This is a genomic window from Streptomyces sp. NPDC047982 (genome assembly GCF_043204165.1).
Taxonomy (GTDB): domain Bacteria; phylum Actinomycetota; class Actinomycetes; order Streptomycetales; family Streptomycetaceae; genus Streptomyces.
The window spans coordinates 80,027-100,078 of sequence record NZ_JBIDBS010000026.1 but is presented as its reverse complement, the minus strand read 5'-3'; the positions used below and the strand labels follow the sequence as shown (position 1 = coordinate 100,078).

20 protein-coding genes are annotated in these 20,052 nt (G+C 71.0%); 11 read left to right on the top strand and 9 right to left on the bottom strand.

Features of this window, described 5'->3' with window-relative positions; genetic code table 11:
- Nucleotides 1-87: 87 nt before the first annotated feature.
- The gene (locus tag ACGF2V_RS27335) at nt 88-447 is read right to left on the bottom strand and encodes a Scr1 family TA system antitoxin-like transcriptional regulator (protein WP_392913409.1); all 360 of its coding nucleotides are present in this window, start codon (nt 445-447) and stop codon (nt 88-90) included.
- Nucleotides 448-634: 187 nt separating this feature from the next.
- Between ACGF2V_RS27335 and ACGF2V_RS27330 the strand changes: the two genes are divergently transcribed.
- From ACGF2V_RS27330 to ACGF2V_RS27320, 3 genes are all read left to right on the top strand, one after another.
- Entirely contained in the window at nt 635-1,012 is a 378-nt protein-coding gene (locus ACGF2V_RS27330; RefSeq protein WP_362709634.1) for a hypothetical protein, read from the top strand.
- Nucleotides 1,013-1,019: 7 nt separating this feature from the next.
- Nucleotides 1,020-1,313, top strand: coding sequence for a sulfurtransferase TusA family protein (locus tag ACGF2V_RS27325; protein ID WP_362709636.1), 294 nt, complete (start codon nt 1,020-1,022; stop codon nt 1,311-1,313).
- Nucleotides 1,314-1,621: 308 nt separating this feature from the next.
- Nucleotides 1,622-2,488 (top strand): LLM class F420-dependent oxidoreductase, encoded by an 867-nt coding sequence (locus tag ACGF2V_RS27320; RefSeq protein WP_362628807.1) that lies wholly within the window; start codon nt 1,622-1,624, stop codon nt 2,486-2,488.
- A gap of 243 nt (nt 2,489-2,731) precedes the next feature.
- Here the strand turns inward: ACGF2V_RS27320 and ACGF2V_RS27315 are convergent, their stop codons facing one another.
- Nucleotides 2,732-3,235: a DinB family protein gene (locus ACGF2V_RS27315; protein ID WP_362628810.1), complete on the bottom strand. Its 504-nt coding sequence runs from the start codon at nt 3,233-3,235 to the stop codon at nt 2,732-2,734.
- A 227-nt stretch (nt 3,236-3,462) separates the two neighbouring features.
- Here ACGF2V_RS27315 and ACGF2V_RS27310 point away from each other — a divergent pair, with 227 nt between their 5' ends.
- On the top strand, nt 3,463-4,056 hold the full coding sequence (locus ACGF2V_RS27310) for a hypothetical protein (RefSeq protein ID WP_362709638.1): 594 nt from the start codon (nt 3,463-3,465) through the stop codon (nt 4,054-4,056).
- Between the two features lie 15 nt (nt 4,057-4,071).
- On the opposite strand, the gene ACGF2V_RS27305 is transcribed toward ACGF2V_RS27310, so the two are convergent.
- The 5 genes from ACGF2V_RS27305 to ACGF2V_RS27285 form a co-directional block, all read right to left on the bottom strand.
- On the bottom strand, nt 4,072-4,581 hold the full coding sequence (locus ACGF2V_RS27305; RefSeq protein ID WP_362628816.1) for a DUF3592 domain-containing protein: 510 nt from the start codon (nt 4,579-4,581) through the stop codon (nt 4,072-4,074).
- Between the two features lie 69 nt (nt 4,582-4,650).
- Nucleotides 4,651-5,235: a hypothetical protein gene (locus ACGF2V_RS27300; protein WP_362709641.1), complete on the bottom strand. Its 585-nt coding sequence runs from the start codon at nt 5,233-5,235 to the stop codon at nt 4,651-4,653.
- Nucleotides 5,236-5,476: 241 nt separating this feature from the next.
- Nucleotides 5,477-7,483: a hypothetical protein gene (locus ACGF2V_RS27295; RefSeq protein ID WP_362628822.1), complete on the bottom strand. Its 2,007-nt coding sequence runs from the start codon at nt 7,481-7,483 to the stop codon at nt 5,477-5,479.
- A gap of 333 nt (nt 7,484-7,816) precedes the next feature.
- On the bottom strand, nt 7,817-9,295 hold the full coding sequence (locus tag ACGF2V_RS27290; protein ID WP_362709643.1) for an APC family permease: 1,479 nt from the start codon (nt 9,293-9,295) through the stop codon (nt 7,817-7,819).
- A complete protein-coding gene (locus ACGF2V_RS27285; RefSeq protein ID WP_362709646.1) occupies nt 9,292-10,482 on the bottom strand; it encodes a Zn-dependent alcohol dehydrogenase in 1,191 nt (396 codons plus the stop codon). The genes ACGF2V_RS27290 and ACGF2V_RS27285 overlap by 4 nt, the downstream gene beginning before the upstream one ends.
- A 237-nt stretch (nt 10,483-10,719) precedes the next feature.
- Here ACGF2V_RS27285 and ACGF2V_RS27280 point away from each other — a divergent pair, with 237 nt between their 5' ends.
- Nucleotides 10,720-11,304 carry an XRE family transcriptional regulator gene (locus ACGF2V_RS27280; protein WP_362628831.1) on the top strand — a complete coding sequence of 195 codons (585 nt, stop codon included), beginning with the start codon at nt 10,720-10,722 and terminating at the stop codon, nt 11,302-11,304.
- A 194-nt stretch (nt 11,305-11,498) separates the two neighbouring features.
- On the opposite strand, the gene ACGF2V_RS27275 is transcribed toward ACGF2V_RS27280, so the two are convergent.
- Nucleotides 11,499-11,921, bottom strand: a complete 423-nt coding sequence (locus ACGF2V_RS27275) for a DUF192 domain-containing protein (RefSeq protein WP_362628834.1) — start codon at nt 11,919-11,921, stop codon at nt 11,499-11,501.
- 104 nt (nt 11,922-12,025) lie between these two features.
- Between ACGF2V_RS27275 and ACGF2V_RS27270 the strand changes: the two genes are divergently transcribed.
- From ACGF2V_RS27270 to ACGF2V_RS27260, 3 genes are all read left to right on the top strand, one after another.
- Nucleotides 12,026-12,922, top strand: a complete 897-nt coding sequence (locus ACGF2V_RS27270; RefSeq protein WP_389046572.1) for a prepilin peptidase — start codon at nt 12,026-12,028, stop codon at nt 12,920-12,922.
- A 180-nt stretch (nt 12,923-13,102) separates the two neighbouring features.
- Nucleotides 13,103-13,978, top strand: coding sequence for a class I SAM-dependent methyltransferase (locus tag ACGF2V_RS27265; RefSeq protein ID WP_392913397.1), 876 nt, complete (start codon nt 13,103-13,105; stop codon nt 13,976-13,978).
- Nucleotides 13,979-14,044: 66 nt separating this feature from the next.
- The gene (locus tag ACGF2V_RS27260) at nt 14,045-14,503 is read left to right on the top strand and encodes a hypothetical protein (RefSeq protein ID WP_362628840.1); all 459 of its coding nucleotides are present in this window, start codon (nt 14,045-14,047) and stop codon (nt 14,501-14,503) included.
- Between the two features lie 465 nt (nt 14,504-14,968).
- Here ACGF2V_RS27260 and mgrA read toward each other — a convergent pair whose 3' ends face one another.
- The gene (gene mgrA / locus ACGF2V_RS27255) at nt 14,969-16,006 is read right to left on the bottom strand and encodes an L-glyceraldehyde 3-phosphate reductase (RefSeq protein ID WP_362709697.1); all 1,038 of its coding nucleotides are present in this window, start codon (nt 16,004-16,006) and stop codon (nt 14,969-14,971) included.
- Nucleotides 16,007-16,210: 204 nt separating this feature from the next.
- On the opposite strand from mgrA, the gene ACGF2V_RS27250 reads away from it, so the two are divergent.
- The 3 genes from ACGF2V_RS27250 (at nt 16,211) to ACGF2V_RS27240 (ending at nt 19,902) form a co-directional block, all read left to right on the top strand.
- Nucleotides 16,211-16,972: an isoprenyl transferase gene (locus ACGF2V_RS27250; RefSeq protein WP_362628843.1), complete on the top strand. Its 762-nt coding sequence runs from the start codon at nt 16,211-16,213 to the stop codon at nt 16,970-16,972.
- A gap of 509 nt (nt 16,973-17,481) precedes the next feature.
- Entirely contained in the window at nt 17,482-18,804 is a 1,323-nt protein-coding gene (locus ACGF2V_RS27245) for a PhoH family protein (RefSeq protein ID WP_362709651.1), read from the top strand.
- 390 nt (nt 18,805-19,194) lie between these two features.
- Nucleotides 19,195-19,902 (top strand): lytic transglycosylase domain-containing protein, encoded by a 708-nt coding sequence (locus ACGF2V_RS27240; RefSeq protein ID WP_362628848.1) that lies wholly within the window; start codon nt 19,195-19,197, stop codon nt 19,900-19,902.
- Nucleotides 19,903-20,052: the final 150 nt, after the last annotated feature.

Below are 20,052 nucleotides of genomic sequence, written 5' to 3'. Positions count from 1 at the left end.
AGCAGAACCGGCCGCTCTGACCCGGGCTGAGGCCAACAGTGCAGACCCATGCACACAGCTGAGCTCAGAGCAGTTCTCAGATTCGCTTCACCACCAGGCTGAAGCCCGGTGCACTGCGAACAAACCCGGTAGCGCTGCCTCGTGCATGACGCTCGCGTACTCGGGTGAGGAGCTTCCTTCCAGGACGTGCTGCCGTTCCACTCGATGGGCCAGCCGCAGGGCGACTTCGTGCTCCGGGAGGGCGGGACCACGCCGACCCGGACATGGCCGTGCTCTGCGAGGCGCGTCGCAGGCGGGAGGTCTGGCTGTTGGAGGCCGTCGTGGACGACTGGGGTGGTGAGTGGGGAGTCTGTGACGTCCCCTGGCCGCATCGTGGCCCCAAGTCGTGGGTGGCGCTGCCGCGTTGACCGGAAGGAGCGCGTGCGGACTTGCTCCGCGAGGGGACACGGCAAAGAACCCGTGGGCCCTCAAGCGGCTTCGATCAGCCAGAAGCGGACTTCGAAGCGCCGACCGCACCGGAGGGGCGGGGCCCGGTGGGGTCCGGTGGGGGCCCGTACGGCGGGGACGCGGGCGCTTTAGGCTGGTCGGTGGAGGCCACAGGCACCGGCCTGGAAGCGAGAGGAGGGCGCGGAGCGTGAGCGGCGACGGGCGGGAGCTGGGCGAGGCCCAGCGCGAGCACGGGCAGCGGACCTACGGCTCGCACCCGGACATGTACGGGTGCGAGCCCTCGCTCCCCGCGCGGCACGCCGCCGGGGTCTTCCGGGAGGCGGGGGCCGTGGACGTGCTGGAGCCGGGCGCGGGACACGGCCGCGACGCGTTGTACTTCGCGCGGGAGTGCTTCACCGTACGGGCCCTGGACTTCTCGGCTGCCGGGCTGGAGCAGTTGCGTGCCGACGTCGACCGTCGGCGAGTGGGCGGGCGGGCGACCACTGCGGTGCGTGAGGTCCACGCCTTCGAAGAGAGCGAGCTCCCTCGTCGCCTGTGGCGCGTCACCCAGTCCCTGGCCCGGTGAGGTCCCGATGACCACTGCCCCCATCCCGCCCGCGAGCCTCACCGTCGACGGCACCGGACTGCTCTGCGTCACGCTCCTGCTCCGGCTGAGGAAGGCGATCGACGGCGCGGAGGCGGGCACCGTCGTGCATGTGATCGCCACCGACCCGGCCGCCCCGCTCGACCTGCCCGCCTGGTGCCATATGACCGGTCACGAGTACCTCGGCCCCGTCACCGGCGAGCAGCCGGTGTACGCCTTGCGGCTGTCCGCGGACGCCCGCCCCACCCGGCCCGACCGGCCGTGGCACCGGGCCGGGCACTGACCGTCCGCACTCCGGGCACGGGCTGTCCGGGCACGCAGGCGCTCGCCGCGTCGCGTGACACGGATCCCCGCCGGGGCATGCCGGGGCATCCCACGCAGGGCCCACCCCCGGCCACCACACCGGCTGCCCGGCGTCACGGGCCCGCCTCCCAGTCATCGCCCTGACCCGTTTGCTCCGGCCGGGCGGCAGACGACGCGCGGCCTCGCATAGCGTGACCCGAGGGCACCCGGAGCAGTCGGCCGGCGCACGGGTGGCCTGTGGTCCGGCCTCCGCCCCCGGCCGCCCTCCCCGACCCGCGGAGGCCGCACATGAAGCTCGGTTTGCACTACTGGAACTACTCGACCCCGGCCGACCCTGCCCTCATCGCGCCGACCCTCGCGGAATCCGTACGCGTCGCCGAACAGGCGGACATCGCCTCGTTCACCGTGATGGACCACTACTTCCAGATGGAGACCGGGCAGAGCGCCGTCGACGACCCGATGCTGGAGGGGTACACCACCCTCGGCTACGCGGCGGCGCTGAGCGAGCGGATGACGCTCGGTCTGATGGTCACGGGCGTGATGTACCGGCACCCCGGCCTGCTGGCGAAGATCGTCACCACGCTCGACGTACTCTCCGGCGGCCGGGCCAGGCTCGGCATCGGGGCCTCCTGGTACGAGCGGGAGCAGTACGGGCTCGGCGTGCCGGTCGTCCCCGTCGCCGAACGGTTCGAGCGGCTGGAGGAGACGCTTCTCATCTGTCTGCAGATGTGGAGCGACGACAACGGCCCGTTCCGGGGCCGCCACTACCACCTCGACGAGACCCTGTGCGTACCCGAACCGATCGGCGAACGTCCGCCGATCATGATCGGCGGCGGAGGCGAGCGGAAGACGCTGCGCCTGGTCGCCCGGTACGCGGACGCCTGCAACCTGTTCGCCACCGGCCCGGAGGAAGTCGCCCACAAGCTCGGGGTGCTGCGTGCGCACTGCGAGGCGGAGGGCCGTGACTACGACGCCGTCGAGAAGACCGTGATGTACAACGGGCCGGTACTGGAGCGGCCGGCCAGGTTCCTCGCCGACGCGGAGGCGTACGCGCGCCTGGGCGTCGGCGAGATCCAGGTTCTCCCGGACCGCCACCCGGTCAGCTTCACCCATCAGATCGCCGAGCACATCGCGCCCCGGACGGCGACGATCTGACAGGGCCCGGACGGACGGACAGGACCCGGGCGGCGACGATCTGACAGGCCCCGGACGGGTGGACAGGGCCCCGACGCGTGGCCAGCGGCAGGACTCGGGCGGGGCAGGCCCCGGGCCGGTAGGGCCGGGACGGGACAGGGCCCAGGAGGACCGGCCCCGGGCCGGGGCCCATGCGCCCGGGGCGGGACTCCGGTCCGCTCCTCAAACCACGGTGGTGCTGTCTCAGACCCCGGTGGTGCTGTCTCAGACCCCGGTGGTGCCGTCGACGATCTCCCGGATCAGGTCGAGATGGCCGTTGTGCCGGGCGGTCTCCTCGATCAGATGCAGAACGATCCAGCGCAGGTCGGGATGTCTGCCGTCCGCGCGCGGGCGCTTGGCGGGTGTGTCCAGCTCGTGGGACGCGACCAGCTCGCGGTAGCGGGCCGTCCGTGCCTCGTAGGCCGCCAGCACGTCCGCGAGCGGCATGTCCACCGCGATGCGCATCTCGCGGTCGGGGTCCTCCTCCGTCCAGGGGCCCTCGTCCTCACCGCCGAGGAACGCCACCTCGAACCAGTAGTACTCGACCCAGCTGAGATGGTTGATCAGCCCAGCGATCGTCATCAGGGGAGAGCCGGGGAGCGGGGCCCGGCGGGCGTCCTTCGGCGAGAGCCCCTCGCACTTGGCGCGCGCCGTGTCGCGTACGTAGTCGAGGAAGGTGGCCAGCTGGGTGCGCTCGTCCCATGCGGGAGGCGAATCGGTGCGTGTCATCGGCGTCCACGATCTGCCATCCGGGAACCCGTGTCCACCGCATTGTCCCAATGGGGCCCGTGGCTGGGTCCGTGGGCCCACGCACGGGCGGGTGGGGCTCATTACGCTCGTACCCGACCCAACCGTGAGCCACCTGGACGGCGCCGCCACAAGCGCCCGTCCGGTGTGCCCACGCGCACCTTGATCTGCACGCTCCACCTGATGTCGTTTCATGGGGTGATGTGTCGATGAGTGACGGTTTCTTCTACTCGTACCACCTCGGCTGGAGCCGGCCCGACGCCGAGTCGCTCTTCGGTGACCTCGACGCGGCGGGACTCCGGCTCAGCCACCCGGTCACCAGGCGGGTCACACTGATCGGGCCGGGGCCCGACCCGTGGGGCACCCTGTCGTGGGTGACCCGGGAACAACTCGTGCTCCTGGCCGGCCTGCAACGGATCGACAGCGTCGACTTCCTGCTCTGGACGGACGGCGGGGCCGATGTCCCGGCGCGGGTCAGGAAGATGCGCGACGGTGTCGTCGCGCTCGAATTCGGGCTCGGACAGCTGACACGGGAGGAGCAGGAACTCGCCGCGCGGGCCATCCGGGAGGCGATAGGGCGGGCCTCGGTGCTCTGTATCGGGTTCGTCGTCGACCGGGAGGGCGCCTCCGCGGCGACCGACTGGAGCAGTGTCGTCGTCAACGGGACGACGTTCTTCGACAGTTGGCCCGACACGCTCGCCGTACGGCACGAAATAGCGGCGGTGCAGCCGCAGTTGTCCGGGGTGGCGTCGTTCGACCAGTCGCCATGGATGCTGTTCGGGAGCGAGGTCCCCAGCCGGTAGGCGTCGGGGCGGCCCTCAGAGCCAGCCCCGCATCGCCGCGAACCCCGCCAGCAGCCCCGCCGCGAACATCCCCGGCACGACCGCGAACAGCGCGGGCATCACCACCGGGCCCCACGCCCCCGGCCCGGCCACCGTGGCGCGCTTCGCCGGGTCGGCCGGGTCGTAGCTGACCCGGACAGGCGCCCCGACCGCGAAGCCGAACGGCCCCGGGGCGTGGTCGGTGAACTCGATCTCGCGGCCGTCGCGGGTCCGGAACGCGAAGACGTACTCGACGGCGTAGCCGCGGTCCGTGCCCGGGCCCCGGTCGACCGTACGGCGGTCCGCACATCGCCCCTGGACGTGCTCGCCGTGCCGGATCAGCCGCAGCACCCGGCGCAGCCGCAGCGCGGACCGGACGGCGAACGCGCCGAGGAGGAGGCCGAACAGAAGCAGGAAGGTGGCCGTGCCCCCGGGCAGGATCTGCATGAACGAGTGCCCCTGATCCGTCGACTCGATCGAGTACGTGTGATCCGTCGGCTCGACCACGTGACCGCGCTGCTGCGTGGCCGGGCCGCTACGGCCGTTCCACCACCACCGCGTGCCCGCCGCCCGACGCTACTTGACCGTGATCGATTCGACGAACGCGTCGAGGTCCTGCCGGCTCAGCGAGCCCTTCACCGCGTTGATCCGCACGGCGAACGGCACATGCTTCGAATCGACGCCCGCGATCACGACGCCCGTCATCGGCGTGCCCTGCGCAGGGGTGCGGTCCTTGCCGCTCGACGTGAACTCGTAGTCGATCCTGCGGGCGTCGCGGGCGCTCTCCGCCCCGGTGAGCCGCACGTCCGTGGTCTCCTTGCGGGTCGTCCCGAGGCCGATGCCCGCACCCGCGGCGGCCGCCGCCTCGCCGGCGTCGTCCACACCCGTCGCGAAGTCGAGCTGCACGGAGACCATGCCCGTGCGCAGCCCGCTCTCCTCCTTGAGCGCCACGGCGGCGTTCGCCTTCGCGCGCTCGGCGGCGGGCTGCTCCTTGTACCCCTTCTTCTCGGGGTATCCGACGGACAGGCTCTTCGTGTCGAGCGTGCCCCAGCCCTCCGGGACGGAAGCGGCCTCGTCGCCGCAGCCCGTGAGCAGGGTGAGACCGATGGCGGCGGCGGTGACCGCGCCGATTGCCCGGGACATCTTCGTCGTCGTCGTCATCGTCCATCGCCTCTTCGTCGTGCGTGATTGCCGTGCGCCGTCGCCGTCCGTCGAGCGGGCGGCCGTACCCGTGGCCATGGCCGGTGCCTCTCCCGGCACCAGTGCCCTTCCCGGCCCCGGTGCGTCTTACCGCACCAGTGCCCTTCCCGGCACTACAGCTACAGGTACGGCCGCCCCTTTGGCTACCCCGGCCGGCTGCCCGCGCCAACCCGCCCGTGCTTCCTCGTCCAGCGGCTCCGCGCTACTTCGCGCAGTAGCTGTACGGGAGGTACGAGCGCTTGTCGCCGTTCGGGGCTCCGAGGAACTGCGCGTCCGTCAGGGTCTCCTGCTTGTGCTCGTCCGAGAGGGAGAAGCCGAGACTCATGCCGAGCGAGACCTCGAAGCCGAACTCCTGGGCGTCCGCCTGACCGTGGTACTTCATCGTGCTCGACAGGCCGTCCTCGAACATCAGCTGCTCGAACGGGTCGTTTCCGGTCGGCTTCTGCTCCATGGAGCGGTCACCGAACATGTACTCGAACGGCGCGGTGTTGTTGCCGGAACCGTTCAGCCACTGCTCGGCGATGGCCCGCTTGTCCTCGGTGGCCTGGTCGGTGTCCTTGCCGAAGATGATCGAGTTCGTCGTCACCTCGATACCGGTGTCACCGGACGAGTCGCTGCCGCTGACCTTGCCGCCGCGCTTGTCGCCGTCCTTCTTGCCGTTGTCGCCGCTGATGTCGCCCTTGTTGGAAGTCGAACCGCCCTCATGGGTCTGCGTCATGTCGATGCGGACGATCTTGCCGGTCTTCTGGTCCCGGGTGACGGTGATCGCCCCGGTCCGGCTGTCCTTCGCGGAGGCCGCGCCGCCGTACGGGCCGACCGTGCCGCTGACCTTGCCCTCCAGTTCGAGCTTGGCGGTGTACGTGTACGACTCGTTGCCGTTGATGTCGTCCTTGGTGATGGTCACCTCGGGGGAGAACTTGGCCTTGCCACCGAGCTTGGCGCCCAGCTTCATCTCGTCGCCCGAGCTGATGGAGAGACCGCCGTCGGCGTACGCGTTGAGACCGATCGTCGAGTACGAGATCTTCTTGTCGCCGATCTTCTTCTCGACGTCCTTCTTCTTGTCGGCCCACTTCATGCCGGAGTACCAGCCGCCGCCGTAGCCACCGCTGTACTTGGTGGAGGTCTCCCACATCTTCATCTCTTCGATGTCGTCGCGCATCTGCTGGGCCTCTTCCTCGCTCTTGAAGACCCAGGTGTCACCGTTGGTGATCTTGATGCCGCCGCCGACGTCCACGTCCGCCTTGCCCAGCTTGCCGAGCTTGACACCGGGGGTGCTGGCGGTGCCTCCGGCGGACATGGCGTCCGTGAACGTCATGTAGACCAGCTTGTCGTTCCCGTCGACCTTGCCGTCGCCGTTCACGTCCGTGTTGGCCTGGCTCACCTTCTGCTGGAAGCCGTACTCGTTGCCCCACTCGAACCAGCCGATCTTGACCTTGCCACCGACGTTGTCGGAGATGCTGGAGACCTGGCACATCTTGGGCTCGTAGTCGGCGTCAGTCTTCGGCTTCGCGGTCGTGTCGCCGCCTCCGCCCGTCGAACAGCTGCCACCGCCGCCGCCCATCGAGCTGATCACACAGAGGATGCGCTCGCCGATCTGCCCGCCGATGCCCGCCACGGCCATCGCGCCGATCATCGTGACGACGAGGACGATCACCCCGAGGTATTCCATCGCGGTGGCCCCGCTGTCCCGCCAGGAGTACGGGTACGACGAGGACGTGTGCGCGTCCTCGTCCTCGCGGTCCTCCAGCAGCCGGTGCACGGCCAGTCCCGCGGCGGATCCGGTGGCCAGCGTGACGATCGGCATCAACGTGCCCTCGATGCCCACGAGATGCCAGGAGACGGCGAGCCCGTAGACGACCGCGGCCACCGGGACGCCCAGGGCGGCGAGCAGCGTCAGCACCCGGGATTCGCGCCGCTCGTACGGCAGCACACGGACCGAGGCGAGGACCGTGAGCACCGTCGTGATGACGTTCGGCACGTGCAGCAGTCCGAGGCGCCAGCCGAACGAGGCGAGCCGCTCCTCGGTGGCGAACAGCTCGACGAGCCCGCGCGACACCAGGTACCCGGCGGCGATGTAGACCAGGGCGCCGGCGGCCCAACTACGGGTCAGGGCGAAGAAGACGCCGCTGCCGGCACCGGAGGCACCACCTCCGCCCCCCGGTGGTATGTGGCCCGCGCTTCCGCTTCCCCAGCCCCCGCCACCCGTCACGGTTCTTCCTCTCCGACGCCCACGTGCCCTGCCCGTACCCGCGGTTGTGCATGCGGGTGTGGACGTGAGCGTACGGACGTACAGGCCGGGTGACCTGGGCCCTTGGCCCCAAAGTCGGGCCCAACGGCCGATGCCCCGCACTGCCCGCGAGGGGTGCGGGGGAGCGGGGCATCGGGACGGGGAGGGGGAGGGAAGGCGGCGATGTCACGAGGACGAGAACGAGGGCGAGAACGAAGGCGAGGAGAAGAAGGAGGACGAGGGCGAAGACGAAGGCGAAGGCGAGGGGGAGGGCGAAGACGAAGGCGAAGGCGAGGGGGAGGGCGAGGGCGGAGTTCAGTCCAGGTCGTCCGCGAACGTTCCCGCCCGCTCCGCGACTTCCGGCTTCCGCACCCGCAGCACGGCGAAGCCGACGATTCCGAGGACCAGCGCGCCGACGAACACGTACGGCAGCACGTTCAGCGGCCACTTAGGCACGGGCCACAGATTGCGGTAGAAGACGTAGACCATCGCGGCGGCGCCGATCAGTCCCAGCCCCCAGGTGAGGAGCAGACCGCGGGCCCCGATCCGGCGCACGAACAGGGGCGCGGCCAGGCACACCAGGGTGTAGCTCAGCATGTAGCCGAAGACGCCGATGGTGTCGATGTACGTCGTCGCGTCCAGCGGCGCGGTCCCGGCGCCGACCACGAACACCGCCGGGAGGGCGATGAACGGGGTCACGGCCCAGATCGCCGCGGACGGGGTCCGGTGGCGGGGGTGGGCGACACCGAGCCGGGCCGGCATCACACCCTCGTTGGCCATGCCGAACAGCAGCCGGGCGGCGACGGTGACACAGGCCATGACCACGGCCACGAACGACGCGGCGAAGCCCGCGTGCAGGAAGAACTTCAGGAAGCCGAGACCGGACATCTCCGCCAGTTCGTCCATCGGGTCGGAGCTCTTCCCGAGTGCGTCCGCCCCGCCGAACCCGGCGACCTGCGCGTACGTCGCGAACATGTAGAGCACACCGGCCAGCACCGCGCTGCCCATCACCGAGCGGGGGATCGCCTTGTACGGGTCGGTGGCCTCGGCCCCCAGCGACGCGGCGCCCTCGAAGCCGACGAAGCCGAGCACGCCCAGGACCACGGCGAAGACGACCCCGTCGAGGGTGGAGCCGCTGAGGGTCAGCTGGTCGGTGTCGATGACGTTCCCGCTCCGGAAGAAGGCGGGGAGCAGGACGACGAGGATGAGGACGATCGACACCACTTCGAGCACGGAGGCGACCCGTGCCGCCGTCCGCACACTGGCGATCGTCAGCCGCACGGCGACAGCGGCCAGCAGCACGTCGAGCAGGATCTGGCCGGGGATGCCGGTGAAGAGCCCGATGCCGATCTGGTCGAGGGCGCGCGCCGTGTAGTACCCGGCGCCCGCGAGTGAACCCGAACCGATGCACACCGCCCCGATGAGCAGGGCCCACCCGGTCACGAAGGATCCGGGCGCCCCGAGCGAGAGCCGGGAGAACGCGTACAGCGAACCGACCCCGGCGCGCCTGCGGGCGAAGACACAGATGCAGTACGCGATGGCCAGGACGGCGGCCATGGCCAGGAAGAACGAGAACCAGGCGCCGTTGCCCGCGGACGCCGCCATGCTGGCGGGCGCGAACGCGATGACGGCGCTGGGCGCGACGTTCGCGACGCTCTGCGCGCCGACCTCGAACGTGGAGACGGAACGGTGGGCCAGCCCGTCGGCCGACTTGTGCGCGGGGCGCTGCGATCCGTTCCGGGAACCGGCCTGCTGCCCGGTCCGTCGTCTCGTCTGCTGTCTGGCGGTGCTCATGTCCGGTCCTCCTTCTTCTTCATCATCAGCAGCTGGCGCAGGGCGTGACCCGCGGCGAGGTCGGCCAGCGCGTCGCCCACCTCGTCCAGCGGGCGGCGGGCGGAGATCATCGACTCCACGTCGAGGTCGCCCGACACCACGAGGTCGACCAGGGCCGGGATGTCACGGGCGGCGTCGACCGAGCCGTAGTTGGAACCGAGGATGCGCTGGTCGGCCTCGGCGAGCGCGAGCGGGTCGAAGCGCGCCGTGCGGCCGGCCGGCGGCAGGCCGACGATGACGGCGGCGCCGCCCTGCCCGAGGGCCGCGATGGACTGCTCGGTGGTCTCGATCTTGCCGATGGCGTCGAACACGTAGTCCAGGCCCTCCGGGACCAGGGCCCGCAGCGCCTTGACGACATCGCCGTCCCGCGCGTCGACCGCGTCCGTCGCACCAAGTGCGCGGGCCAGCTCCAGCTTCTCCGGCACGACGTCGACGGCGACGATCCGGCCGGCCTTCGCCAGCCGGGCGCCCTGTACGCAGGACAGCCCGACGCCGCCGCAGCCGATGACGGCGACCGTGGCCCCCGCCTCGACGCCTGCGGTGTTGCGCACCGCACCGACACCCGTGGCGATGGCGCAGCCGACCAGCGCGATCACGTCGAGCGGCGCGTCCTCGCGCACCTTGACCGCACCGGAGGCGGGGACGACGACCCGCTCGGCGAACGAGGAGACGCCGAGGTAGTGGTGGGCCGGTTCGCCGTCCACCGAGAGGCGGCTGGTGCCGTCGTGCAGCACCCCGCCGGGCGCGACGACCTCGGCGACCAGGCTGCACGCGGCCGGGCGTCCGGAGACGCAGAAGCGGCAGGTGCCGCAGGACGGGACCCAGGAGAGGACGACGTGGTCGCCGGGTGCGAGGCCGGTGACGCCCTCGCCGACCGCGGTGACCACGCCCGAGCCCTCGTGCCCCAGCACGACCGGGACGGGGTGGTCCCACTCGCCGCGGATGACGTGCAGATCGGAGTGGCAGACACCGGCTGCGGTGACGGCGACCTCGACCTCTTCGGGGCCGGGCGGGGCCAGGGTGACATCCGCGACGGTCACCTTCTGCCCCGGGGAGCGGAAGACGACGCCGCGCACGGTGCGTTCGGTGCTCTCTTGAGCGGTGCTCTCTTGAGCGGTGCTCTCTTGATGGGAGGACGGGGAGCTCATCGGCTTACTCCTCGGGCGGTGCGGGACGGGCAGGGGAGGGGGGAGGGACGAAGAAAAAGGGGAGGGGCGTCACGGGGGACGGGACGGCCACCGAGGCGTTTTGTTTAGCGCCATTAAACTTTCGTCAGAGTTTTACAGCACTAAACTCGACGGGTAAAGACCCTTCCGACATCTGCTGCGATATGCCTTCGTCCCCGGCCACTCACCGTGACCCCACCGCCAGGTAGCGTGTCCGCCATGCCCGAAGCCCCTGACAGTCACATGTCCACGATCGGTCCGCGGCTGCGCGAGCTCCGCCTGTCCCAGGGGTTGACGCTCGCTCAGGTCGCCGAGGCGGCGGGCGTCACCAAGGGTTTCGTCAGCCTCGCCGAGCGCGGCAAGACCTCGGTTTCCGTGCCCACCCTGATCCGCATCTGCGAGGCGCTGGGCACGGGCATCGCCACGCTCTTCGACTATCCGGATCAGGACGTCGTCAAGGGCGGCCGGGGCGCCAGGCTGGAGATGGGCGGCCACGGCATCGAGGAGTTCCTCCTCACCCCCGCCGATGAACGGCACGTCCAGGTCATGCGGACGATCCTGAGCCCTGGCGGCGGCTCGGGCGGCGCGTACAGTCTGGAGGCGGAGACGGTCTTCGCCTACCTGGTACGGGGCGCGCTGCGGCTGACCGTGGACGGCGAGCCAAGGTTCCTGGAGGCGGGGGACTCGACGACGTTCTCGGCGCGCGCCGCTCATGCCTGGGACAACCCGGGCGAGGACGAGGCCGAGGTCCTGTGGTCGATCGCCCCGGCGCTGCCGCGCTCCCGTACCAAGCTCCGGTCGTAGCACGGTCGTTGACGACCCAGCAGGTCCGCTCCGGGCCTGCGCGCGATCTGCTCCCGGCCCGCTCCGGGCCCGCGCAATCGCGCGCGGCCGGTGCGCCTGGGCCGTTTTGGGGTCCGTCGGTGGGGTGGTGCGTGCGCGTTACGACCTGGAGGCCGATGGGGAGTGGAGCCCACTCCCTATCACCCCCCAGGTCGTTACCGCCCCCGGTCCGTCTCCGCCTGGACGATCCTCACCCGCGCCCCCGGCCGCAGCCCCCAGGTCTCCATCGCCCCCGCCTCCGACTCGATCACGTGCCGGGCCCGCAGCCGGGGCAGCCCGAGCCGGCCCGGCTTCATCGTGCGGACGGCGATCACGTTGAACTTCCGGTCCACGTACGCCACATCGATGGTGAACCGCATCCCGAAGGTGTGCACGCTCCCGCACGGAGTGATCAGCAGGGCGCCGTCGATCCCGTCCTGTCCGAGCAGCCCCCGGCTCCTGGTCCGGTACGTGGCCGCGATCCGCAGCGGTATCTCCGGTGCCTCCGGTGTATCTGGTGCCCCCGGAGTCTCCGGACCCTGCCCTCCCCGTGCGTCGGTGACCGTCAACGTGCCGTTGCCATTGCGCCATTGAGCCATGGCCACGACGGTAGCGTCCGGTGGCGGCCGCTGGGTCCGGAACGGCACGCGGTGGGCCCCAGGACCCATGACCCGTGCCGGGCGCCCGCCTTAGGGTCGGCAACGTGTACGCCATGCTGACAGTGCTCGCCGCACTCTGGGGAGCGGCGTCCGGGCTGCTGGTCCCGCGCGCCGCCTACCGGTTCTCCGTCGAACCGGAGGAGGCATGGCGCGACACCTGCCCCGCGGGCCACGCCCTGACCGGGGCCCTCGGGGGCTGGCTCGGCTCCGCGCGGTGTGCCGCCTGCGCGGCGCCGGTACCGGTGACGACCGCCACGACCGCCGGGCCCGGAGCCACGGGCGGCGGTGCGGGAGGAACGGGCGCCGGTCCGGCCGGCCCTGGCGACGGGCAGGGAAACGCGCACCCGGGCGACGGGCCGGGAGACACGGATGCCGTGCGGCCAGCGGCCCGTTACGCGCCCGGTGTGCTCGTGCCCGTGGTCACCGCGCTCGCCTGCGCCGTCCTCGCGGCGGCCACCGGCCCCCGCCCCGAGCTCGCCGTGTGGCTGCTGCTGGCCCCCGTCGGTGTGCTCCTCGCGGCCATCGACCGCCGCGTCCACCGGCTCCCCGATCAGCTCACCCTGCCGGCCGCCGGGGCGGTCACCGCACTCCTCGGCGTCGCCGCGCTGCTTCCGGCACACGCCGGCAACTGGGTGTCCGGTCTCCTCGGCGGGGCGGCTCTCGGCGGCTTCTACTTCTTGCTCTTCCTGATCAACCCCAACGGGATGGGCTTCGGGGACGTCAAACTCGCCCTGTCCCTGGGGGTGGCCCTCGGCTGGTACGGCTGGACGGTCCTGTTCGCCGGCGGTTTCGCGGGCTTCCTGCTCGGCGCGGTGTACGGGTTCGGGCTGATGGTCCTGAAGCGGGCCGGACGCAAGACGGGCATCCCCTTCGGCCCCTTCATGATCACGGGCGCGCTGCTCGGCCTGCTGCTCGGCGGCCTGGCGTCGTCCGGCCCCTGAGGCCCCGTCGGCTGACCCGTCGGCAACGCTGGTGGAGATCCCGGTCGTGCGCGACCGGCACCGCCCGACAGGTCCACCGCGACAGCGGCCCCGAGTCCCGGCGCTCGGCCCCGCACACGCCCCGAACCCGCCCGCGTATTGCGGTCGCGCGGACCGTTTCCCGGCTGGCACGATCCCCGTATGCCCAGGACACCCGTAGACCCGCCACCGCAACCGCCACCGCATCCACAGCCAGAACCGGTGACCGAACGTGCGGCAGCAACGGCAGCAACGGCAACGGCGGACGTGGCGGCGGAACGCGCGCGCTTCGACGCCCTCGTCACCGAGGCGGACGCTGTCCCCGTCGACGGCTGGGACTTCTCCTGGCTCGACGGCCGGGCCACCGAACAGCGCCCCTCCTGGGGCTACGCCCGCGCCATGGCGGACCGGATGGGCCGGGCCGGGGCGGCGCTCGACATCCAGACGGGCGGGGGCGAGGTCCTCGCCTCCGTGCCGAGGCTGCCGCCCCTTGTCGTCGCCACCGAGGCGTGGCCGCCGAACGTCGCCCGCGCCACCGCCCTGCTGCACCCGCTCGGCGTGGCCGTGGTCGCCGACCCGGAAGAGCCGCCGCTGCCGTTCGGGGACGACGCCTTCGACCTGGTGGTCAGCCGGCATCCGGTGACCACCTGGTGGGCCGAGATCGCGCGGGTGCTCGCCCCCGGAGGCACGTACTTCTCCCAGCAGGTCGGCCCGGCCAGTGTCTTCGAACTGGTCGAGTACTTCCTTGGCCCGCAGCCGCCCGAGGTGCGCGGCGCCCGGGATCCGGAACGGGCCCGCGCCGCGGCCGAGGCGGCCGGGCTCGAAGTCGTCGATCTGCGGATGGAGAAGCTGCGCACCGAGTTCTTCGACATCGGCGCCGTCGTCTATTTCCTGCGGAAGGTCATCTGGATGGTGCCGGGCTTCACCGTCGAGGAGTACCGCCCGCGACTCGCCGAACTGCACCACCGGATCGAGACCGGAGGACCCTTCGTCGCTCACGCCACCCGGTTCCTGATCGAGGCCCGCAAACCCGGGTAGGGCGCGACCGCCGCTCACGGACGGGGGTGCGACCCTGTACGGAGAGTACGTGGGAGGGAACTGGCCATGAGGACGGGCAACGAACAAGGGGCACCGCGGGTACCGCGGCAGGGCAGGGCGGACTGGCTCAGGGGTGCGCGGATCGTCGGAGTGTACGGCGTCCGCTACCGGCCGGAGGGCCTGATGGGCGAGCCCGAGGCCGTCGAGTTCCTGCTGGCCGACGGACAGTCCGTGCTGTTGACCTGCGCCTCCGACTGGACCCTGCGGGTCGGCCCCGGCTCCTGGCCGCGGCTGCCCGCCTGGTGCGTGCCGTCCGGGCAGTGGGAGTTCGCCGCCGTGCCCAATCTGCCGAGGCCCCCCGAGGGCGGCTGGACCGTCACCCGTACCGAGGAGTGCAGGGACGAGCGGGGCGAGGTGCGCGAGGCCGTCATCCGGTGCGAGGACGGACGCTTCGTCGTCATCGGCGGCGAAGCCCTGGCGGTCCGCTTCACCCGTGACCACCGCGGCGCACCGGCCACCGCGTGATTTTTCCCGGCCCCGCGGCGCGTCGCTCCCGGACCGTGCTCGCACCGGAGTCCGGCGAGTTCGCAGAGTAATTGTGGAGTGGCGTGGCACGCAGCACCACTTACGAAGGGTTATGGTGGAAACCCCCCCTCGGGCCGGTCCGTAACCCCCCCCACGGACCGGCCCGTTTTTTGCGCCGGATCCGAGCGCCGGTCCAGGCCCTCGACCGCTGTGAAGCGCCCCGCGCCCTGTACCGCGTCCCTCCGTGCCGTGCCACTTCTTCCGCGGACGCCGCCCGGCGTGACGGGCCCGTCAACACGGATGGCCGAGGCCACCCCACGAAAGCCATCCGTCTTCCCCGGCCGCGGCCTCGGTCCGGGGCGCGCCTTTCGCCCCCGTCTCCCGGTCCCGCCCCCCGTCTCCCGGTCCCCGCCCCGGCTGCTTCCGTCAGCCCCGTCCGTCAGCCCCGTCCGTCGGCTCCGTCCGTCAGCCGCGTACGGCCCAGATGTTGGTGCCCTCGGTGTCCACGGCGAAGGCGTCGATCTCCCGCAGCTCCTCGACGGACAGCGGCGGACTGGCGAGTGCCGCGACGTTCTCCTCCAACTGCCGCACGCTCGACGCACCGATCAGCGCCGAGGTCATGCGGCTGTCCCGCAGCACCCAGGTCAGCGCCAGCTGGGCCAGCGACTGGCCGCGCCGGGAGGCGATGTCGTTCAGCCCGTTCAGCCGGCGGACCACTTCCTCGGAGAGCAGCCCGGGGTCCAGCGACTTGCCCTGGGTGGCGCGCGAACCCTCCGGTATGCCCGCCAGGTACTTGTTCGTGAGCAGGCCCTGGGCCAGCGGTACGAAGGAGATGCAGCCCATGCCGGCCGCCTCCAGGGTGTCGAGCAGCCCGTCGTCCTCGATCCAGCGGTTGATCATCGAGTAGGACGGCTGATGGATCAGGGCCGGTACGCCCATGTCCCTCAGCAGCCGGGCGGCCTCGGCGGTCTGCTCCGCGTCGTACGAGGACACACCCACGTACAGCGCCTTGCCCTGCTGGACCGCGGAGGCCAGCGCCCCCATCGTCTCCTCCAGCGGGGTGTCCGGGTCGAAGCGGTGCGAGTAGAAGATGTCGACGTAATCGAGCCCCGTCCGCCGCAGTGAGGCGTCCAGCGACGACAGCAGGTACTTGCGGGAACCCCATTCGCCGTACGGGCCGGGATGCATCTCGTAACCGGCCTTGGTGGAGACGATCAGTTCGTCCCGGTACGGGGCGAAGTCCTGGCGGAAGATCTTGCCGAAGTTCAGCTCGGCCGAGCCCGGCGGCGGCCCGTAGTTGTTCGCCAGGTCGAAGTGGGTCACACCGAGGTCGAAGGCGCGGCGCAGGATCGCCCGCTGGGAGTCCAGCGTGCGGTCGTCGCCGAAGTTGTGCCAGAGGCCGAGGGAGACGGCGGGGAGCTTGAGGCCGCTGTGTCCGGTGCGGCGGTACTCCATGGAGTCGTAACGAGAACCGGCGGCCTGGTAGAAGAGAGGAGATTCAATCACGTTTCCCTCCTTATCACGGACTTGTGACAGGCCGGGTTGGGCCGGTCTGCCGCCCGCGCAGTAATGTTGCGGTCCCGGGGACAGCGAGGGCACGCGCGGAGCGACGGGCTCCGCAGGGCGGTGCGGCGATCCCCAGAGAGGCGACCCCGGACCCCGGTCGACGGGACGGGCGGGCCCGCACGCAATCGAGAGGTGAACTCAGTGAACTTGCGCGACCTGGTGTACAGGCTCTACGCGCGCCGGGTGGAGGCCCGCCTCGACCACACCCAGGTGCCCAAGCACATCGGCGTCATCCTCGACGGCAACCGGCGCTGGGCGAAGGCGTCCGGCGGCACGGCCGCGCAGGGGCACCAGGCCGGGGCCGACAAGATCCAGGAGCTGCTCGGCTGGTGCAGTGAGACCGATGTGGAGGTCGTCACTCTCTGGCTCCTGTCCACGGACAATTTCGACCGGCCCGAGTCCGAGCTGATCCCGCTCCTCGGCATCATCGAGAACACCGTGCGCGACCTCGCGGCGGACGGCCGCTGGCGCGTCCACCACGTGGGCACGCTCGACCTGCTGCCCGCACACACCCAGACCGTTCTCAAGGAGGCCGAACAGGCCACCCTCGACGTCGACGGAATACTGGTCAACGTCGCCGTCGGCTACGGCGGGCGCCAGGAGATCGCCGACGCGGTCCGTTCGCTGCTGCTGGAGCACTCGGCCAAGGGCACGTCCTTCGAGGATCTCGCGGAGATCGTCTCCACCGACCTGATCTCCGAACACCTCTACACCCGGGGCCAGCCCGACCCCGACCTGGTCATCCGTACCAGCGGCGAGCAGCGGCTGTCCGGTTTCATGCTCTGGCAGAGCGCGCACTCCGAGTACTACTTCTGCGAGGTCTTCTGGCCGGCCTTCCGCCGCGTCGACTTCCTGCGCGCCCTGCGCGACTACGCGGCCCGCCACCGCCGCTTCGGCGGCTGACACCGCCCGTCCACGGGGCCTCCCGTTCTCGAACACCGGACGGGCCGGAGGGTGCCGCGCTCGGGGACCGTGCCGGGACCTCATGTGCCCCGCTCCCCGAGGCCGTACGCCCGGTACAGCCCCGCTGGGGCACCGCTTGTCTGGGCGCCACCTGCCGGAACGTCATATGCCCTGGTCAGCAGTGCCGCACGCCCGGGTCGTCACATGCCCGGGGCACCTCACCCGGCCCACCCGCGCCCGCGGCGCGGCATGGCTTCGCGTGTTCGAGGGAATACCTCTGGCAGGTCGACGTCCGGTCGCAGGCAAGGCGGACGTCGTGTCCAAGTGAGCGGCATGGAGTCCGCTCGCCCGGGAGGCCCTTTGCACACGAAGGACCGTACACAGTGCGTCCGACGCGGAGGGCCGGTGCTCGGCCCGTGCATCGGGGCCGCAGCCCGGTCCGTCCTCTCTCCTGGGGATGCTCCGCGACGCCGTCCGCCCCAACCTCGTCCGAGGGGGTACGTCCTTCCGTGGTGACCAGCACAAAGCGCCGCATGTCCGACAGGCGCACCTACGTTCTCGACACCAGCGTCCTGCTGGCCGATCCCCACGCCATGGCCCGGTTCGACGAGCACGAGGTCGTGCTCCCGATCGTCGTGGTCACGGAACTGGAGGCCAAGAGGCATCATGCGGAGCTGGGGTACTTCGCCCGGCAGGCCCTGCGCCGGCTGGACGACCTGCGGATCCGGTACGGCCGGCTGGACGACCCGATCCCGCTGGGGGACCTGGGCGGGACGCTGCGCGTCGAACTCAACCACTCGGACCCCGGCGTGCTGCCCGCCGGATACCGGCTGGGCGACAACGACTCACGGATCCTCGCGGTCGCGCGCAACCTCCAGGCCGAGGGGTACGACGTCACGGTCGTGTCGAAGGACCTGCCGCTGCGCATCAAGGCGTCCTCGGTCGGTCTCCTCGCCGAGGAGTACCGCGCCGAACTGGCCATCACCGACTCCGGCTGGACGGGCATGTCCGAACTGCCCCTGGCCGCCGATCAGGTGGACCTGCTCTACGCGGAGGAGACGCTGTACGTCCCCGAGGCCGCCGACCTGCCGGTGCACACCGGGCTGGTCCTCCAGTCCGAGCGCGGCAAGGCCCTCGGCCGGGTCACCGCCGACGGGAACGTCCGCCTGGTGCGGGGGGACCGCGAGGTCTTCGGGATCCACGGCCGCAGCGCCGAGCAGCGTGTCGCGCTCGACCTTCTCCTCGACCAGGACGTCGGCATCGTGTCGCTGGGGGGCCGGGCCGGTACCGGCAAGTCGGCGCTGGCGCTCTGCGCCGGTCTCGAAGCCGTGCTGGAGCGCAGGCAGCACCAGAAGGTGATGGTCTTCCGTCCGCTGTACGCGGTCGGCGGGCAGGACCTGGGCTATCTCCCCGGCACCGAGGCCGAGAAGATGAGTCCCTGGGCACAGGCCGTCTTCGACACCCTGTCCGCGGTCGCCGGGCGCGAGGTGATCGAGGAGGTCCTGGGGCGCGGCATGCTGGAGATCCTGCCGCTCACCCACATCCGGGGCCGCTCGTTGCACGATTCGTTCGTGATCGTCGACGAGGCGCAGTCCCTCGAACGGAACGTCCTTCTGACTGTGCTGTCCCGGATCGGGGCGAACTCCCGGGTGGTCCTCACACATGACGTGGCCCAGCGGGACAACCTGAGGGTCGGCCGGTACGACGGAGTCGTCGCCGTGGTCGAGAAGCTGAAGGGGCATCCGCTCTTCGCGCATGTCACGCTCAGCCGTTCCGAGCGTTCCCCGATCGCCGCCCTGGTGACCGAAATGCTGGAGGAAGGCCAGATCTGATACGGGATAAGTCCGTTGGTGCCGCCCGGCGAGCGCAGCAGCTTAGCCGGGCGGCACCGCGCCGCGGTGGCTTTTCCATAAATCACTTGCTCCAAACGAGGTGTGAGCTTTCACACGCAACGGAGAATTGCGTCCTGGCGTGACGTTCCGGCAAAGTCTTGCTTCCGTCAGGCCCCGCATACGGCACACCCGCACCTCCAGAGGTGCACGCACCACACAACTCAACAACCGTCCGCCGTATGCCGCCCGCGAGTACCACGCGGCGCTCCCCTTCCGGGAGTCGCCCACCGGGCCCGTGCCTCCCGTGACCCAAGCAGTAGGGAGGCCAGTGCCAGGGGCACGATTGCGCCCGCGAGGTCACCTAAGCGGGCGATGCTGGAAGGAAACCGTGTGAGCCGGATCTCGGTCCGGGGGTTCGCCGTGGCGTCAGCCACCGCGGTCACCACCGTCGGCGCCGTCGTAGGCGTTGCCTCGGGCGGCGCTGCCGCTGCCGACGACAACAACTTCGAGGCGACCGCAGCCGACACCACGCTGCTCGCAGACATCCCCGCCGGTCAGCAGGCCCAGGTGCAGACCGCCTCGCTCACGCAGCAGGCCGACGCCCAGGCGTCCGCGGCCGACGCGGCGGCGAAGAAGTCCGCAGAGGAGGCGGCCCGCATCCAGGCCGCCAAGGACGCCAAGTCGAAGAAGCAGGCGGCCGAGCAGAAGCTGAAGCAGGAACGCGAGGCGAAGAAGGCGAAGGAAGCCGAGCGCGCCAGCCGTTCCGAGGTGCGCAGCACGGCCACATTCGCCCAGCAGAGCTCGTACACCGTGGCCCAGGTCCAGGCGATCGCGCGGCAGATCGTGCCCGCCGACCAGTTCCAGTGCTTCAGCAACATCGTGAACCACGAGTCGACGTGGAACTACCGGGCGACCAACCCGTCCTCCGGTGCCTACGGCCTCGTGCAGGCGCTGCCCGGTTCGAAGATGTCCTCCGCCGGTGCCGACTGGCAGACCAACCCGGCCACCCAGATCAAGTGGGGGCTCAGCTACATGGACGGCCGTTACGGCAGCCCCTGCGGCGCCTGGTCGTTCTGGCAGGCCAACCACTGGTACTGAGGTCTCGTTACCAAGGTCTCAACCTCCCGAAGCCCCTCACCGTCCTACGGTGAGGGGCTTCGCGCGTGTACGGTCGGGTCCGGACGGCCGGGCGGGCGCGGGCGCGGGCGCGTGACACGTGGCGGGGAGTGGGAGCGGGGGGAAGAGAAA

What these genes read in the sequence shown, in the direction of transcription:
- ACGF2V_RS27315 (WP_362628810.1), bottom strand. Translation starts at nt 3,235, where the DNA reads ATGACACGCACCGATTCGCCTCCCGCATGGGACGAGCGCACCCAGCTG.
- ACGF2V_RS27325 (WP_362709636.1), top strand. Translation starts at nt 1,020, where the DNA reads ATGACCACTGCCCCCATCCCGCCCGCGAGCCTCACCGTCGACGGCACC.
- ACGF2V_RS27280 (WP_362628831.1), top strand. Translation starts at nt 10,720, where the DNA reads ATGCCCGAAGCCCCTGACAGTCACATGTCCACGATCGGTCCGCGGCTG.
- ACGF2V_RS27290 (WP_362709643.1), bottom strand. Translation starts at nt 9,295, where the DNA reads ATGAGCACCGCCAGACAGCAGACGAGACGACGGACCGGGCAGCAGGCC.
- ACGF2V_RS27300 (WP_362709641.1), bottom strand. Translation starts at nt 5,235, where the DNA reads ATGACGACGACGACGAAGATGTCCCGGGCAATCGGCGCGGTCACCGCC.
- ACGF2V_RS27275 (WP_362628834.1), bottom strand. Translation starts at nt 11,921, where the DNA reads ATGGCTCAATGGCGCAATGGCAACGGCACGTTGACGGTCACCGACGCA.
- ACGF2V_RS27285 (WP_362709646.1), bottom strand. Translation starts at nt 10,482, where the DNA reads ATGAGCTCCCCGTCCTCCCATCAAGAGAGCACCGCTCAAGAGAGCACC.
- ACGF2V_RS27320 (WP_362628807.1), top strand. Translation starts at nt 1,622, where the DNA reads ATGAAGCTCGGTTTGCACTACTGGAACTACTCGACCCCGGCCGACCCT.
- ACGF2V_RS27260 (WP_362628840.1), top strand. Translation starts at nt 14,045, where the DNA reads ATGAGGACGGGCAACGAACAAGGGGCACCGCGGGTACCGCGGCAGGGC.
- ACGF2V_RS27265 (WP_392913397.1), top strand. Translation starts at nt 13,103, where the DNA reads ATGCCCAGGACACCCGTAGACCCGCCACCGCAACCGCCACCGCATCCA.
- ACGF2V_RS27310 (WP_362709638.1), top strand. Translation starts at nt 3,463, where the DNA reads ATGAGTGACGGTTTCTTCTACTCGTACCACCTCGGCTGGAGCCGGCCC.